Consider the following 14,232-nt stretch of genomic DNA (forward strand, 5'->3'; position numbering starts at 1 on the left):
CGAGGACCGCACCACCATGACGCCCGAGTCCGAGCGGCTGCCGTTCTTCGTCTACGGAACGCTGTGCCCCGGCGGGACCAACCACGCCTGGGCCCTGCGCGGCCGCACCGCGCGCGAGGAACCCGCCCGGATCACCGGCGCGCTGCTCTACGACGGCCCCGGCTACCCGTACGCCGTCGCCGGACCCCCGGAAGCGGTCGTGCACGGCGCCCTCGTCCTGCCCCGCGAGGCCGACTACGACGAGGTGCGCGCGACCCTCGACCGGCTGGAGGGCTACGCCCCCGGCGACCCGGCGAACCTCTACGAACGGGTGGCCACCGAGGCCGTCCGCACCGACGGGAGCACCGAACCGGCCTGGGTCTACCTCGCGGCCGAGCCGCTCGCCGGCCGGCTGCGCAGCACCGGCACCCCCGTCGAGGGCGGCGCCTGGCGCGGCGCGGCCGCGGCCGGCGGGCACGCCCCGGCTAACCTGGACGACCCCTCCCGAACCGACGGTCCCTCCTGCCCGGAGGGCCCTTCCCGTACCGCAGAACAGGTGTGACCCCGTGGCTCCCGCTTCCCCCTCCCCGTCCGAACGGCCCGCCCCCGGGCCGCTGCCCAAGGCCGAGCTGCATCTGCACATCGAAGGCACCCTGGAACCCGGACTGGCCTTCGCGCTGGCCGAGCGCAACGGCGTCACGCTCCCCTACGCCACCGAGGACGAGCTGCGCCGCGCCTACTCCTTCTCGGACCTCCAGTCGTTCCTGGACCTCTACTACGCGCTGATGGCCGTGCTGCGCACCGAGGACGACTTCGCCGACCTCGCCCACGCCTATCTGGCACGCGCCGAGGAGCAGGGCGTACGGCACGCCGAGATCTTCTTCGACCCGCAGGCGCACACCGCCCGCGGCGTCCCGGTCGGCACGGTCATCGGCGGGCTGGCCCGCGCGCTGGACAGCGCCGAGGAGACCTACGGCATCAGCACCCGCCTGATCATGTGCTTCCTGCGCGACGAGACCGCCGAGTCGGCCCTCGCGACCTTCGAGGCGGCCCGCCCGTACCTCGACCGGATCACCGCCGTCGGCCTGGACTCGGCCGAGGTCGGGCACCCGCCGTCGAAGTTCGAGGCGGTCTTCCGGCTCGCCAAGGAGGCCGGCCTCAAGTGCGTGGCGCACGCGGGGGAGGAGGGCCCGCCCGCGTACGTGTGGGAGGCCCTGGACGTGCTCGGCGTGGACCGGATCGACCACGGCGTGCGCTCCATGGAGGACGAGCGGCTGGTCGCCCGCCTCGCCGCCGAGCAGGTGCCGCTCACCGTCTGCCCGCTGTCCAACGTCCGGCTGCGGGTCATCGACGACCTCGCCGACCACCCGCTGCCCGCCATGCTGGAGGCCGGGCTGCTGGTGACCCTCAACTCCGACGACCCGGCCTACTTCGGCGGCTACGTGGACGACAACTTCACCGCCGTGCGCGACGCCCTCGGCCTGGACCCGGCGACGCTGCGCACCCTGGCCCGCAACTCCTTCCGCGCCTCCTTCCTGGACGAGGCGGTGCGCGAGAAGTACCTCAAGGAGGTCGACGCGCACGAGGCGGGCGCTCACCGGGAGTAGCGGACGCACACCGATCGCGCAGGGCGCGGCAGCCGGACGGAACACAGAGTTCGCCGCGGGGAAACGGGCCCGCAACGCCCGGCTGCCACGCTCCCGTCATGACGGCGCCGATACCGCACCCCTCCGCCCCGTCCTCCGCGCCCCTCGGCGCCGGGGACCTCGCCGCCGAGATCACCGCCCAGCTGAGCACCCGGCTCCGCACGGTCCGGCTGCACGGCTTCCACCGCCCCGGACCGGCCGCCCCCACCCTCGTCGCGGTGGCCCACGGCAGCCGCGATCCGCGCGCGCTGCCCACCGTCCGCGCGCTCCTCGACCGGGTCCGCGCGCTCCGCCCCGGCCTCCCGGTACGGCTCGGCCACCTCGAACTCAACCGTCCGCTGCTCGCCGACACCCTCGCGGAGCTGTCCGGCCGGGCCGTCCTCGTACCGCTGCTCTTCGGCCACGGCCACCACGTCACCCACGACCTGCCCGCCGCGCTGGCCGCCGCCCCGCACCTCACCGGCCGGATCGCCGAGCCGCTCGGGCCGCACCCGCTGCTCGCCGAGGCGCTGCACGGCAGGCTGCTGGAGGCCGGTGCCACCGCCGGCCGCGACTGGACCGCCGTGGTCCTGGCCGCCGCCGGCTCCCGGGCCGCGCGCTCCGCCCGGGACACCGAGCGCACCGCCGCACTCCTCTCCGCCTGCCTCGGCGGCCTGCCCGTGGTCCCCGCCTACGCGTCCGCCGCCACCCCGTCCGTGCCCGACGCGGTCCGGGAACTGACCGCCCGCGGCCACGAACGGATCGCCGTCGCCGGCTGCTTCACCGCGCCCGGCCGCTTCGCCACCCAGTGCGCGCAGGCCGCCCCCGGGGCCGCCGCCGCGCCCCTGGGCGACCACCCCGCACTGGCCCGTCTGGTCCTGCACCGCTACGACCAGGCGCTCCTGACGCGTACCGGATCCGACCCCGAGAGCACCAGGGCGGCTACCGTCGCTGTATGACGGGCACCTCACCGACCATCCCCGGCTACACCCCGGCCGACACCGAGCGCTGGGTCCCCGAGCCCGACAAACGGCCCGGCCGCACCGCCTTCCAGCGCGACCGCGCCCGCGTGCTGCACTCCGCCGCGCTGCGCAGGCTGGCCGGCAAGACACAGGTCGTCACCCCCGGCGCGCACACCCACGCCTGGGACGCCACCCCGCGCACCCGGCTGACCCACTCCCTGGAGTGCGCCCAGGTCGGCCGCGAACTGGGCGCCGCGCTCGGCTGCGACCCGGACCTGGTCGAGACCGCCTGTCTGGCGCACGATCTCGGCCACCCGCCCTTCGGCCACAACGGCGAGCAGGCCCTCAACGAAGTCGCCGCGTCCTGCGGCGGCTTCGAGGGCAACGCCCAGTCGCTGCGGCTGCTGGCCCGTCTGGAGCCCAAGCGCTTCGTGTCCGCCCCGGGCGGCACCGTGCTCAGCGTCGGCCTGAACCTCTCCCGCGCCGCCCTCGACGCCGCCACCAAGTACCCCTGGCCGCGCGGCGGCCACCCCACCGACCCCGGCTCCCGGAAGTTCGGGGTCTACGAGGACGACCTGCCGGTCTTCGGGTGGTTCCGGCAGGGCACGCCCGACGGGGCGCAGAGCTTCGAGGCCCAGGTCATGGACTGGTCCGACGACGTCGCGTACTCGGTGCACGACGTCGAGGACGGACTGCACGCCGGGCACCTCGACCCCAACGTCCTGCTCGCCGACCCCGAGCGCGCCGAGATCTTCGCGGTCGCCGCCGAGCGCTATGCGCCGGGCGCCGGCGACGCGGAGCTGGCCGCGGCGCTGGACCGCCTGCTGGAGCAGGAGTGGTGGCCGCACGGCTACGACGGCTCCGCCCTCGCCCAGGCCCGCCTCAAGGACGCCACCAGCCAGCTGATCGGCCGCTTCTGCCTGGCCGCCGAGGCCGCGACCCGCGTCCGGTGGGGGAGCGGCCGGCTCACCCGCTACGGAGCGGAGCTGGTGGTTCCGGCCGAAACCCGGCTGGAATGCGCCGTTTTGAAAGCCGTCGCCGACCGCTACGTCATGCAGCGCCCCGACCAGGAAGCGCTCCGCGCCGACCAGCGCATCGTCATCGCCGAACTGGCCGAGGCACTGCTCGCCCGCGCCCCGGACGGCCTTGACCCACAGTTCCGTTCGCTGTTCGACGCGGCCCCCGACGACACCGCCCGGATGCGCGCCGTCATCGACCAGATCGCGGCCTTGACGGACCTCTCGGCACGCTCTCTGCACGCCCGCCTCACCCGACGCCCTGGTAACGCAGAGGCCAACCCAGGGTGACCCTAGGGGGGAAGCCCCTCTTCCCCCCTTACGCTCCGTGCGGGACGCTCGAAGCCGACCGTTTTCGAACGGGGGTCGCGGACAACCCCACCACCACCGAACACCTCTACGGGGGAAAGCGAACCGGGACCGCACCCGGGGACCGACCAGGGGGGAACCGACCAGCCGGACGAACCAGCCGGAACCGACCGGGGGAAGCACCAGCACACCGGAGACCGAACCGGGGCACATCGGGGGCGTTTACGGACGCGGACGCGGACGTACGGCACCGCAACGAGGAGGAAGCAAGTGGTCGACGCACACCAGACGTTCGTCATCGTCGGGGGTGGCCTGGCCGGAGCCAAGGCGGCGGAGACGCTCCGCTCCGAAGGCTTCACCGGCCGGGTGATCCTCATCTGTGACGAGCGCGACCACCCCTACGAACGGCCCCCGCTCTCCAAGGGGTACCTGCTCGGCAAGGAAGAGCGCGACAGCGTCTTCGTCCATGAACCCGCCTGGTACGCCCAGGCCCACATCGAGCTCCACCTGGGCCAGCCCGCCGTCCATCTGGACCCCGACGCCAAAACCGTACGCCTCGGCGACGGCACCCTGATCGCCTACGACAAGCTGCTGCTGGCCACCGGCGCCGAACCGCGCCGCCTCGACATCCCCGGCACCGGCCTGGCCGGCGTCCACCACCTGCGGCGCCTCGCGCACGCCGAACGGCTGCGCGGCGTGCTGGCCTCCCTCGGCCGGGAGAACGGCCAGTTGGTCATCGCCGGCGCCGGCTGGATCGGCCTGGAGGTCGCCGCAGCCGCCCGCTCCTACGGCGCCGAGGTCACCGTCGTCGAGGCCGCCCCCACCCCGCTGCACGGCATCCTGGGCCCCGAACTCGGCGGCCTGTTCACCGACCTGCACCGCGAACACGGCGTCCGCTTCCACTTCGGCGCCCGCTTCACCGAAATCGTCGGCCAGGACGGCATGGTGCTCGCCGTGCGCACCGACGACGGCGAGGAACACCCCGCCCACGACGTGCTCGCCGCGATCGGCGCCGCGCCGCGCACCGCGCTCGCCGAACAGGCCGGCCTCGACCTCGTCGACCGCGCGGCCGGCGGCGGCATCGCGGTGGACGCCGCGCTGCGCACCTCCGACCCGTACATCTACGCCGCGGGCGACGTCGCCGCCGCCGACCACCCCCTCCTCGACACCCGCCTGCGCGTCGAACACTGGGCCAACGCCCTCAACGGCGGCCCCGCGGCCGCCCGCGCCATGCTCGGCCAGGACGTCAGCTACGACCGCATCCCGTACTTCTTCTCCGACCAGTACGACGTCGGCATGGAGTACTCCGGCTACGCCCCGCCCGGCTCCTACGCACAGGTCGTCTGCCGCGGCGACGTCGCCAAGCGGGAGTTCATCGCCTTCTGGCTCGCCGCCGACGGCCGGCTGCTGGCGGGCATGAACGTCAACGTCTGGGACGTCGCCGAGAACATCCAGCAGCTCATCCGCGCCAACCACCCGCTGGACCCGATCAAGCTGGCCGATCCGGAGGTTCCGCTCACCGCGCTGCTCCCGTAGCGTGCGCGTATGACGCAGCGCACCGGCCCCGCCCACCCCGGTGGTGACGCCCCGGACCTCGTCACCTTCGACGACGTCCGGGACGCCGCCCGGCGGCTGGCGGGCGTGGCCCACCGCACCCCCGTGCTCCGCTCCCGCACCCTCGACGCGGCGGTCGGCGCCGAGGTGCACCTCAAGTGCGAGAACTTCCAGCGGGTCGGCGCCTTCAAGTTCCGCGGCGCCTACAACGCCCTCTCCCGGCTCTCACCGGAACAACTGGCCCGCGGCGTCGCCGCCTACTCCTCGGGCAACCACGCCCAGGCCGTCGCGCTGGCCGCGCGGGAGCTGGGCAGCCACGCCGTCATCGTCATGCCCGAGGACGCCCCGCGGTCCAAGACCGACGCGACCGCCGGCTACGGCGCCGAGATCGTCCGCTACGACCGCTACACCGCCGACCGCGCCGCCCTCGCCCAGCAGCTCGCCGAGGAACGCGGACTGGCCCTCATCCCGCCCTACGAGCATCCGCACATCATCGCGGGACAGGGCACCGCCGCCCTGGAGCTGCTGGAGGAGACCGGCCGGCTCGACGCGCTGCTGGCCCCCATCGGGGGCGGCGGGCTGATGGCCGGCTCGGCCACCGCCGCCACCGCGCTGGCACCGGACATCCGCATGATCGGCGTCGAGCCCGAGGCCGGCGACGACACCCGCCGCTCGCTGGCCGCCGGCCACCCCGTCACCATCCCCGTCCCGCGCACCATCGCCGACGGGCAGGCCGTCGACACCCCCGGCGCCCTGACCTTCGCCATCAACCGGCGCCTGCTCGACTCCGTCGTCCTGGTCAGCGACGACGAGATCCGCGCCGCCATGCGGTTCGCCTTCGAACGGCTGAAGATCGTCACCGAACCCAGCGGCGCCAGCGCCCTCGCCGCCCTCCTGGCCGGCCGCGTCAGCCCCCTCCCGGCCCGCATCGGCGTGATCATCTCCGGCGGCAACATCGGCCCGGACCGCTTCACCGAACTCCTGGGGTGACCCCGGGCGACGGGGCCGCCACCGTGGGCGCCCGGACGGGAGTGTCCGACCCCGGCCGTAGAATTCACGCGTGGCAGGCAGGATCAACGATGACGATGTGAAGGCGGTACGGGACGCGGTCCCGATCGACGCCGTCGTGTCCGAATACCTCCAGCTCCGCAATGCCGGTGGCGGCAACCTCAAGGGCCTGTGCCCCTTCCACGACGAGAAGTCCCCGTCGTTCCACGTCAGCCCCGCCAAGGGCCTGTACCACTGCTTCGGCTGCCAGGAGGGCGGCGACACCGTCGACTTCGTCATGAAGATCGACCACCTCTCCTTCGCCGAGACCATCGAGCGCCTCGCCTCCCAGGCCGGCATCACCCTGCGCTACGAGGAGGGCGGCTACAGCCCCGGCCGCCAGCAGGGCGAACGCACCCGCCTGGTGGAGGCCCACAAGGCCGCCGCCCAGTTCTACGCCGAGCAGCTCGACAGCCCCGAGGCCGAGATCGCCCGCGCGTTCCTCGCCGAGCGCGGCTTCGACCAGGCCGCCGCCCAGCACTTCGGCGTCGGCTACAGCCCGGCCGGCTGGGACCACCTCACCCGCTTTCTGCGCGGCCGCCGCTTCACCGACCAGGAGCTGGTCCTCTCCGGCCTCTCCCAGGAGGGCCGCCGCGGCCCCATCGACCGCTTCCGCGGCCGGCTGATGTGGCCGATCCGCGACATCGCCGGCGAGGTCGTCGGCTTCGGCGCCCGCAAGCTCCGCGACGACGACAACGGCCCCAAGTACCTCAACACCCCCGAGACGCCCCTCTACCGCAAGTCGCAGGTCCTCTACGGCATCGACCTCGCCAAGAAGGAGATCGCCCGGACCAACCGCGCCGTGGTCGTCGAGGGCTACACCGATGTGATGGCCTGCCACCTGGCCGGCATCACCACCGCCATCGCCACCTGCGGTACGTCCTTCGGCGAGGGCCACATCAAGATCCTCCGGCGGCTGCTGATGGACAACTCCGGCTCCGAGGTCGTCTTCACCTTCGACGGCGACGCCGCAGGCCAGAAGGCCGCCCTGCGCGCCTTCGAGGACGACCAGAAGTTCGCCGCCGAGACCTCCATCGCCATCACCCCGGGCGGCATGGACCCCTGCGACCTGCGGCTCGCCAAGGGCGACCAGGCCGTCGCCGACCTCGTCGAGTCCCGCACGCCGCTCTTCGAGTTCGCGCTGCGGCACGTCGTCTCCCGGCACAACCTGGACACCACCGTGGGCCGGGCCGCCGCGCTGGACGAGGCGGCCCCCATCGTCGCCCACATCAAGAACAGCTCCATCCAGCACGAATCCGCCGTCCAGCTCGCCGGCATGCTCGGCATCCTGGACACCCAGTTCGTCGTCAAGCGCGTCGCCCAGCTCGCCCGCTGGGCCCGCGAACGGGGCCGCGACGGCCGCCCCGACCAGAACCGCGGACCGCAGCGCCGCCCGGCCTCCGCGCCAGAGCAGGCCCGCCCCGCCCCCGGCCCGCGCGGCCCCGCGCTCAACCTCCGCAGCCCCGCCCACCGCGTCGAGCGCGAACTGCTCAAGCTCGCCCTTCAGCGCCCCGACCTGGTCTCCCCGGCCTTCGACGCGTACGGCGCCGACGAGTTCACCGCACCGCCCTACGCCGTGGTCCGCCAGTGCATCGAGGACGCCGGCGGCGCCACGGCCGGCGCCTCCGACGACGACTACGTCGCCCGGGTGCGCGAGGCCGCCCCCGACGACACCGTCCGCGCCATGGTCACCGAGCTCACCGTCGAACCGCTGCACACCCGCCGCGACCCCGACGAGGCGTACGCCGGCGTCCAGTTGGTCACCGTCCGCCTCGCCGCCGTCAACCAGCGCGTCACGGAGATCCGCGGCACCCTCCAGCGCCTCGGCCCCCGCGCCGACCCCGAGCACCTCGCCGCCGTGCAGAACGAACTGTGGGTACTCCAGCAGTACGGCCAGTCCCTCCGCGAACGGGGCTACGCCGCGCTGTAGGGCTGCCGCTCGGACCCGGCCCCGGGCCCCGGGAACACCCCGCGGTAGCCGTCCGGTCACGGACCGGACTCAAAAAGTGGTCGCACGCCCCTCGTGGCGGGAGTGTGTCGTACCCCACACTGAGGAGCGGTGCCTGAGTCATCGGAGCGCGGCGGGTCCGGTCGTACGCCCCCGGAAACCCCCGCGGAACCGCTCTCGATGTACGGGACGGACGGCGGCTCGGCCGCCACCGTACCCGGCCTTTCTGCCGCCTCAGCAGCGATCACCCTGGAGGTCGCCCCCGTGCAGAGCCAGACCCTCGCCGACGCGCCGGCCGCCGCGGAACCCGCCGACGAGCCGGCCCCGGAGCCGGTCACCGTGGTGCAGCAGGCCGAACCGCCCGCCGCCGAGCTGCTCCTGGAGGAGATCCCCCAGGAGCCGGCGGTCCCGGACCCCGGCCCCGCGCCCCGCGCCGAGACCGGCAGCCCGTCCTCCGACCTCTTCCGCCAGTACCTCCGCGAAATCGGCCGGATCCCGCTGCTCACCGCCGCCGAGGAGGTCGACCTCGCGCGCCGCGTGGAAGCCGGCCTCTTCGCCGAGGAGAAGCTCACCAACACCCCCGACCTCTCCTCCCAACTCGCTTACGACCTCGACCAGTTGGTGGTCCTGGGCCGGATGGCCAAGCGCCGCCTGATCGAGGCGAACCTGCGCCTGGTGGTCTCCGTCGCCAAGCGCTACGTCGGCCGCGGCCTGACCATGCTCGACCTCGTCCAGGAGGGAAACCTCGGACTGATCCGTGCCGTCGAGAAGTTCGACTACGCCCGCGGCTACAAGTTCTCCACCTACGCGACCTGGTGGATCCGCCAGGCGATGTCCCGCGCGCTGGCCGACCAGGCCCGGACCATCCGCGTCCCGGTCCACGTCGTCGAGCTGATCAACCGCGTGGTGCGCGTCCAGCGCCGGATGCTCCAGGAACGCGGCTACGAACCCACCCCCGAGGAGGTCGCCGCCCACCTCGACCTGACCGGGGAACGCGTCAGCGAAGTGCTGCGGCTGGCCCAGGAACCGGTCTCGCTGCACGCCCCCGTCGGCGAGGAGGAGGACGTCGCCCTCGGCGACCTCATCGAGGACGGCGACGCCGCCTCACCCGTCGAATCCGCCGCTTTCCTGCTGCTCCGCGAGCACCTCGACGCGGTCCTGTCCACGCTCGGCGAACGCGAACGCAAGGTCGTCCAGCTCCGCTACGGACTCGCCGACGGCCGGCCCCGCACCCTGGAGGAGATCGGCCGGATCTTCGGCGTCACCCGCGAACGCATACGGCAGATCGAGTCCAAGACCCTCAACAAGCTCCGCGACCACGCCTTCGCCGACCAGCTCCGCGGCTACCTGGACTGACCCCGCGGCCCGCGGCAGAGCGCCCGGGCCCCCGGTACGTCACCCCTCCCGCCGGTCCGCCCACGCACCCGGATGGATCTCGTCGCGCACCGTCGCGTACTGCTGCCGCACGGCCTGCCCCACCGGCAGCTCCTCACCCGGCTCGAACACCTGGCTCGCCGCGGCCGGCCACTGCGGCGGATCCACCCAGACGGACCCGCCGCCCGGCCCGGCCTCCGCACCGGCGGCCGGCGCCAGCGTGCCGTGCGCCACCCCCCACGCCCAGGCCGCCTGCCGCGCCGCACCCAGCGCCGCGTAATCGGCCGGCTGCGGCACCACGACCTGTACCCCGAACAGCCCCGGCGCGGCCGCCTGCACCGCACCCAGCTCCGCCGCCGCACCCAGCAGGAACACCCGGCGCACCGCCACGCCCCGCCCGCGCAGCACGTCCAGCGCGTCCGCGAGGCCGCACAGCATGCCCTCCACGGCCGCTCGCGCCATGTGCTCCGGCTTCATGCTCTCGCGCCGCATCCCGTGCAAGGACCCGGCGGTGTGCGGCAGATGGGGTGTCCGCTCGCCCTCCAGATAGGGCAGCAGCACCATCCCGTACGCACCGGGCGACGACTTCAGCGCCAGGTCGGACAGCCCCTGGAGGTCCGTCCCCAGCATCTCCGCCGCGCCCCGCAGCACCCGCACCGCGTTGCTGGTGTGCACCACCGGCAGATGCCGCCCGGTCGCGTCGGCGAAGGAGGTGATCGTGCCGCTGGGGTCCACCAGCGCCTCGTGGTGGATGCCGAACACCGACCCCGAGGCGCCCAGCGACACCACGGCGTCGCCCTCCCCGACGCCCAGTCCGAAGGCGGCCGCCATCGTCTCGCCCGTACCGGCCGAGATCAGCAGCCCCTCCGGGGTGAACCCGGCGGTCCCCGAAGGACCCAGCACCTCCGGCAGCCGCACCTGATGGCCCAGCGCCAGTTCCACCAGATCCGGCCGGTACGACGCACTCGCCGCCGACCAGAAACCCGTCCCCGAGGCCGCGCCCCGGTCCGTGGTCCGCCGGGCCGGCCGCCCCAGCAGCTGCCACACCAGCCAGTCGTGCGGCTGCATGACCTCCGTCACCCGGGCCGCGTTCTCCGGCTCCGTACGCGCCAGCCAGCGCAGCTTGGTCACCGGATGCGCGGCCTGCGGCACCGCCCCGACGGCCTGCGCCCACGCGGTACGCCCGCCCAGCGAGTCCACCAGGTCCGCCGCCGCGCTCTGCGCCCGCCTGTCATTGCCCAGCAGCGCGGGCCGTACGAGGTTGCCGTCCGCGTCCAGCACCAGCAGCCCGTGCTGCTGTGCCGAGACCCCGATGGCCTGCACGCCCTCCAGAAGCCCGCCGCCGGCCGCCTCGCCCAGTGACATCAGCCACGCCTGAGGATCGGCCTCCGGCCCCTTCTCGACCGGGTGCGGCGCATACCCCTGCCTGATGACGGCACCCGTGTCCGCATCGCAGACGACGATCCGTGTGCTGTCGGACGAACTGTCCAATCCGGCGACTATCCCCATGGCCCCAGATGATGCCCCATGGGGCGCATAGGGAAAGAGTCAGGGTTTGCCCGACCGGACACCGCCCGGGATCACCGGCTCAGGTGTTGCTGGTGCCCCACTCGTCCTCGGTTGACGCGCGCTGCTCGCGCAGCGACCGCACCCGGCTGCCCACGGACGCGGGCAGGTGCCCCTCGACCTTGGCCGAGACCTTCCCGAACGCCTTCGACGCCGCGTCCCGCCCGGTCAGCGCCACCGATTCGGCGCTGTTCCGGACCGCCGGATTCCGCGTGACCCGCTGGGCGGCCTTGCGGATCTGCTCATACCGCTCCCGGCCGGCCCGTGAGCCGAGCACGTAGCCCGTGGCCAGTCCCGCCATGAACGTGAGCCGGTAGCGCATCGCTCCACCCTTCCTTCTCTGTGGTCCCGTCCGGTGCCACCGCGCACCGCGTCCCGGGCTTGCCGCGCGCCTACCCTCCGGGGCCGGAGATCACCCGAGGTGACCTGAGGCGATACCGATTGGCGGAGCACCCCCCTGCTTGCGCTAATGTATGTGTCGCAGCGAGCGCGCGCCGTCCGGAGCCCCGGACAGCGGTGCATTCGAGGCACACAGAGCAATCCCCTGTAGCTCAATTGGCAGAGCAGCCGGCTGTTAACCGGCAGGTTACTGGTTCGAGTCCAGTCGGGGGAGCTCGGTCCCCTGTAGCTCAATTGGCAGAGCATTCGGCTGTTAACCGGAGGGTTACTGGTTCGAGTCCAGTCGGGGGAGCAGAGAAAAAGGACCTCGTAAGGGGTCCTTTTTTCATGCCGGTGGAACCGAACCCCCGGTGATCGAAGTCCTCTTGGGCGTGCAAGGTCGCCCGACGACGGCCCTCACGGGCAGCAGATCGTATGAGCGGCTATGCTGCGGCAGACGGCGCGCACAAATGTGCGCGACGCGCCGTGGAGGGGGCGGTAGCTCAGCCGGTTAGAGCAGCGGACTCATAATCCGTCGGCCGTGGGTTCGAGTCCCACCCGCCCCACCACAGCCCGATGCAGCAGAAACGATCATGTTTCCTCAGCCCGGGCGGTGCACGGCACCGAGGGCCCTCACACGATCCGTGAGGGCCTTTTTCGTACGCCCGGGTCCCGGACGGCGAGGAGTCCGGAGGAGGGGCCGGGGCGGCTTTCCGTCTGCCGGCCGGGGATGACGCTCCCGCGGTCACCAGAGCTTGTCGATCTCGCCGGGGTGCAGCTCCAGGCGGGTGTGCCGGAACGCGGTGCGGGACTCCCGGGCCGTGGTGGAGAAGAAGTCGGCCATGGTGACCTTGTCGAAGCCGGGCCGGTCGCTGGGGAACGGGGCCGTGGGTGTTCCCCCGACGAGCACCGTTCCGGGCAGCAGCTGCCAGCCGGCGCTTTCGTAGAAGCTTCGCAGCGGCCGGTCGCAGGTGAACACTCCCAGGTCCAGGCCGGAGCGGGACATCGCCTCGCGGGCGGCGGCCACCAGGCGGCGGCCGTGGCCCCGGCCGCGGGCGGCCTGCCGCGTCACCACGGTGCTGAGCCCGCCGGCCCGGTAGTGCCGGCCGGCGTGCACCAGCGGTTTGCTGAGGATGTCCAGGGCGGCGAGCACCGTGCCGTCGTCCACGAGCAGCATCGACCGGGGGTGCAGCGCGGGGTCGTGGCCGGTGTCGGAGTCGTGGTCGGCCGGCGGGTCGCTCGGGGGCCATGCCTCGTCGTGGAGTTCCCGCACCTGGGCGCGGAGGTCGGGCGGGGTCGCGGCTTCGGGGAAGGAGAGGAGCTGCACGCGCCGATTGTGCACATCCGTCCCCTGGGTGAACACCCGGACAGGGCCCGGGTTTTCGCTTCTGTGGGTGAGCGGCCGTCAGATGATCGGGGGCCGCCCCAGCCGGGTCATCCGCCAGACCGTGCGCCAGCGGATCGGCCGACGCCGGCCGCAGGGTGTGCGTACCCCTTCGGCGAAGCCGGCGGCCCAGGCGCGCAGACCTGCCGCGGAGCGGCTGCGTACGGCCGTCAGTACCGCCCATACGCCCAGGTAGAGCGGCACCAGGACGGCCGGCAGGTGGCGTTTCGCCAGCCACACCCGGTTCCTGGCGACCATTCGGTGGTAGACCGCGTGCCGGGTCGGCGAGGTGTAGGGGTGCTGGAGCACGAGGTCCGGTTCGTAGCGGATGCGCCAGCCGTCGTCCAACGCCCGCCAGGCCAGGTCGGTTTCCTCGTGCGCGTAGAAGAAGTCCTCGGGCCAGTCGCCGATCCGGTCCAGCATCGCCATGGACAGCGAGTGCCCGCCGCCGAGGAACGTCGTCACCGGTCCGCCGCGGCGGGGGTCGCCGACCCGCAGCCGGGGGACGTGCCGGCGCTGGGTCCGGCCCAGCTCGTCGGCGATGCGGAAGCTGATGACGCCCAACTCGGGTTCCCGCTCGTGCAGTTCGGCGACCCGTCGCAGGACGTCCGGGCTGATCAGCAGGCCGTCGTCGTCCAGGTCGACCACCACGTCGACGTCCCCGAGCTTGCGCAGCTCGTCGAGGGCCACGTTTCTGCCGCCGGAGACACCGAGGTTCTCGCTCAGCTCGACGCCGTGCGCGCCATGGGGGAGGGACGGCAGCGGGGAGCCGTTCCCGACGACCACGACGTGGACCGGCTGGAGGTCCTGCTTGGCGACCGAATCCAGCAGTGCGTGGAGTTCGGCGGGGCGGTTCCCCATGGTCAAGACGGCGACGCCTACGCGCAGATGAGGCACAGAAGGATGCTCCGTTCTCAGCGGCCCCGGCGGTGACCGGTGCGGTGCCCGGGGGGACGGCCTCGGGCGTGACCGGTGCGGTGTGCTCGCGCGAGCCGGTCGGGTTCTCGGCAGGCCCGGTCGGCCTGTTCCGGATGCTAGTCCCCGGGGAACGCGGTTGCGCGCCACGGCACTCGCGCGGCGACATCCCCGT

At 73.3% G+C, this 14,232-nt stretch carries 12 protein-coding genes and 3 tRNA genes; 11 read left to right on the forward strand and 4 right to left on the reverse strand.

Annotated features, from left to right (window positions below):
* The first annotated feature begins 16 nt into the window (after window positions 1-16).
* From OO62_RS18975 to OO62_RS19010, 8 genes are all read left to right on the forward strand, one after another.
* Complete coding sequence (locus OO62_RS18975; RefSeq protein ID WP_078617256.1) at window positions 17-541, forward strand: gamma-glutamylcyclotransferase family protein; 525 nt, start codon at window positions 17-19, stop codon at window positions 539-541.
* Between the two features lie 4 nt (window positions 542-545).
* Window positions 546-1,586, forward strand: a complete 1,041-nt coding sequence (locus tag OO62_RS18980; RefSeq protein WP_228332436.1) for an adenosine deaminase — start codon at window positions 546-548, stop codon at window positions 1,584-1,586.
* 98 nt (window positions 1,587-1,684) lie between these two features.
* The gene (locus OO62_RS18985; protein WP_033268659.1) at window positions 1,685-2,563 is read left to right on the forward strand and encodes a sirohydrochlorin chelatase; all 879 of its coding nucleotides are present in this window, start codon (window positions 1,685-1,687) and stop codon (window positions 2,561-2,563) included.
* Complete coding sequence (locus OO62_RS18990) at window positions 2,560-3,873, forward strand: deoxyguanosinetriphosphate triphosphohydrolase (protein WP_033268660.1); 1,314 nt, start codon at window positions 2,560-2,562, stop codon at window positions 3,871-3,873. Before OO62_RS18985 ends, OO62_RS18990 begins: the two co-directional genes overlap by 4 nt.
* A gap of 288 nt (window positions 3,874-4,161) precedes the next feature.
* Window positions 4,162-5,427, forward strand: coding sequence for an NAD(P)/FAD-dependent oxidoreductase (locus OO62_RS18995; RefSeq protein WP_033268661.1), 1,266 nt, complete (start codon window positions 4,162-4,164; stop codon window positions 5,425-5,427).
* 9 nt (window positions 5,428-5,436) lie between these two features.
* Complete coding sequence (locus OO62_RS19000) at window positions 5,437-6,435, forward strand: threo-3-hydroxy-L-aspartate ammonia-lyase (RefSeq protein ID WP_033268662.1); 999 nt, start codon at window positions 5,437-5,439, stop codon at window positions 6,433-6,435.
* A 70-nt stretch (window positions 6,436-6,505) separates the two neighbouring features.
* Complete coding sequence (gene dnaG, locus OO62_RS19005) at window positions 6,506-8,422, forward strand: DNA primase (protein ID WP_033268663.1); 1,917 nt, start codon at window positions 6,506-6,508, stop codon at window positions 8,420-8,422.
* A gap of 129 nt (window positions 8,423-8,551) precedes the next feature.
* Window positions 8,552-9,796: an RNA polymerase sigma factor gene (locus OO62_RS19010; RefSeq protein WP_033268664.1), complete on the forward strand. Its 1,245-nt coding sequence runs from the start codon at window positions 8,552-8,554 to the stop codon at window positions 9,794-9,796.
* A gap of 39 nt (window positions 9,797-9,835) precedes the next feature.
* On the opposite strand, the gene OO62_RS19015 is transcribed toward OO62_RS19010, so the two are convergent.
* Both OO62_RS19015 and OO62_RS19020 read right to left on the reverse strand, forming a co-directional pair.
* The gene (locus OO62_RS19015; RefSeq protein WP_180290033.1) at window positions 9,836-11,323 is read right to left on the reverse strand and encodes an FGGY family carbohydrate kinase; all 1,488 of its coding nucleotides are present in this window, start codon (window positions 11,321-11,323) and stop codon (window positions 9,836-9,838) included.
* A 79-nt stretch (window positions 11,324-11,402) separates the two neighbouring features.
* Window positions 11,403-11,702: a hypothetical protein gene (locus tag OO62_RS19020; RefSeq protein ID WP_033268666.1), complete on the reverse strand. Its 300-nt coding sequence runs from the start codon at window positions 11,700-11,702 to the stop codon at window positions 11,403-11,405.
* A gap of 218 nt (window positions 11,703-11,920) precedes the next feature.
* Here OO62_RS19020 and OO62_RS19025 point away from each other — a divergent pair.
* From OO62_RS19025 to OO62_RS19035, 3 genes are all read left to right on the forward strand, one after another.
* Window positions 11,921-11,993 (forward strand) — tRNA-Asn (locus tag OO62_RS19025).
* Window positions 11,994-11,998: 5 nt separating this feature from the next.
* Window positions 11,999-12,071: transfer RNA gene (locus OO62_RS19030), tRNA-Asn, on the forward strand.
* Between the two features lie 179 nt (window positions 12,072-12,250).
* Window positions 12,251-12,327 (forward strand) — tRNA-Ile (locus tag OO62_RS19035).
* Between the two features lie 176 nt (window positions 12,328-12,503).
* Here the strand turns inward: OO62_RS19035 and OO62_RS19040 are convergent.
* Window positions 12,504-13,085, reverse strand: a complete 582-nt coding sequence (locus OO62_RS19040; RefSeq protein WP_033268667.1) for a GNAT family N-acetyltransferase — start codon at window positions 13,083-13,085, stop codon at window positions 12,504-12,506.
* 78 nt (window positions 13,086-13,163) lie between these two features.
* Complete coding sequence (locus OO62_RS19045; RefSeq protein WP_033268668.1) at window positions 13,164-14,039, reverse strand: glycosyltransferase family 2 protein; 876 nt, start codon at window positions 14,037-14,039, stop codon at window positions 13,164-13,166.
* Window positions 14,040-14,232 lie beyond the last annotated feature (193 nt).

Source organism: Streptomyces lydicus (assembly GCF_000717345.1).
Taxonomy (GTDB): Bacteria; Actinomycetota; Actinomycetes; order Streptomycetales; family Streptomycetaceae; genus Streptomyces; species Streptomyces lydicus.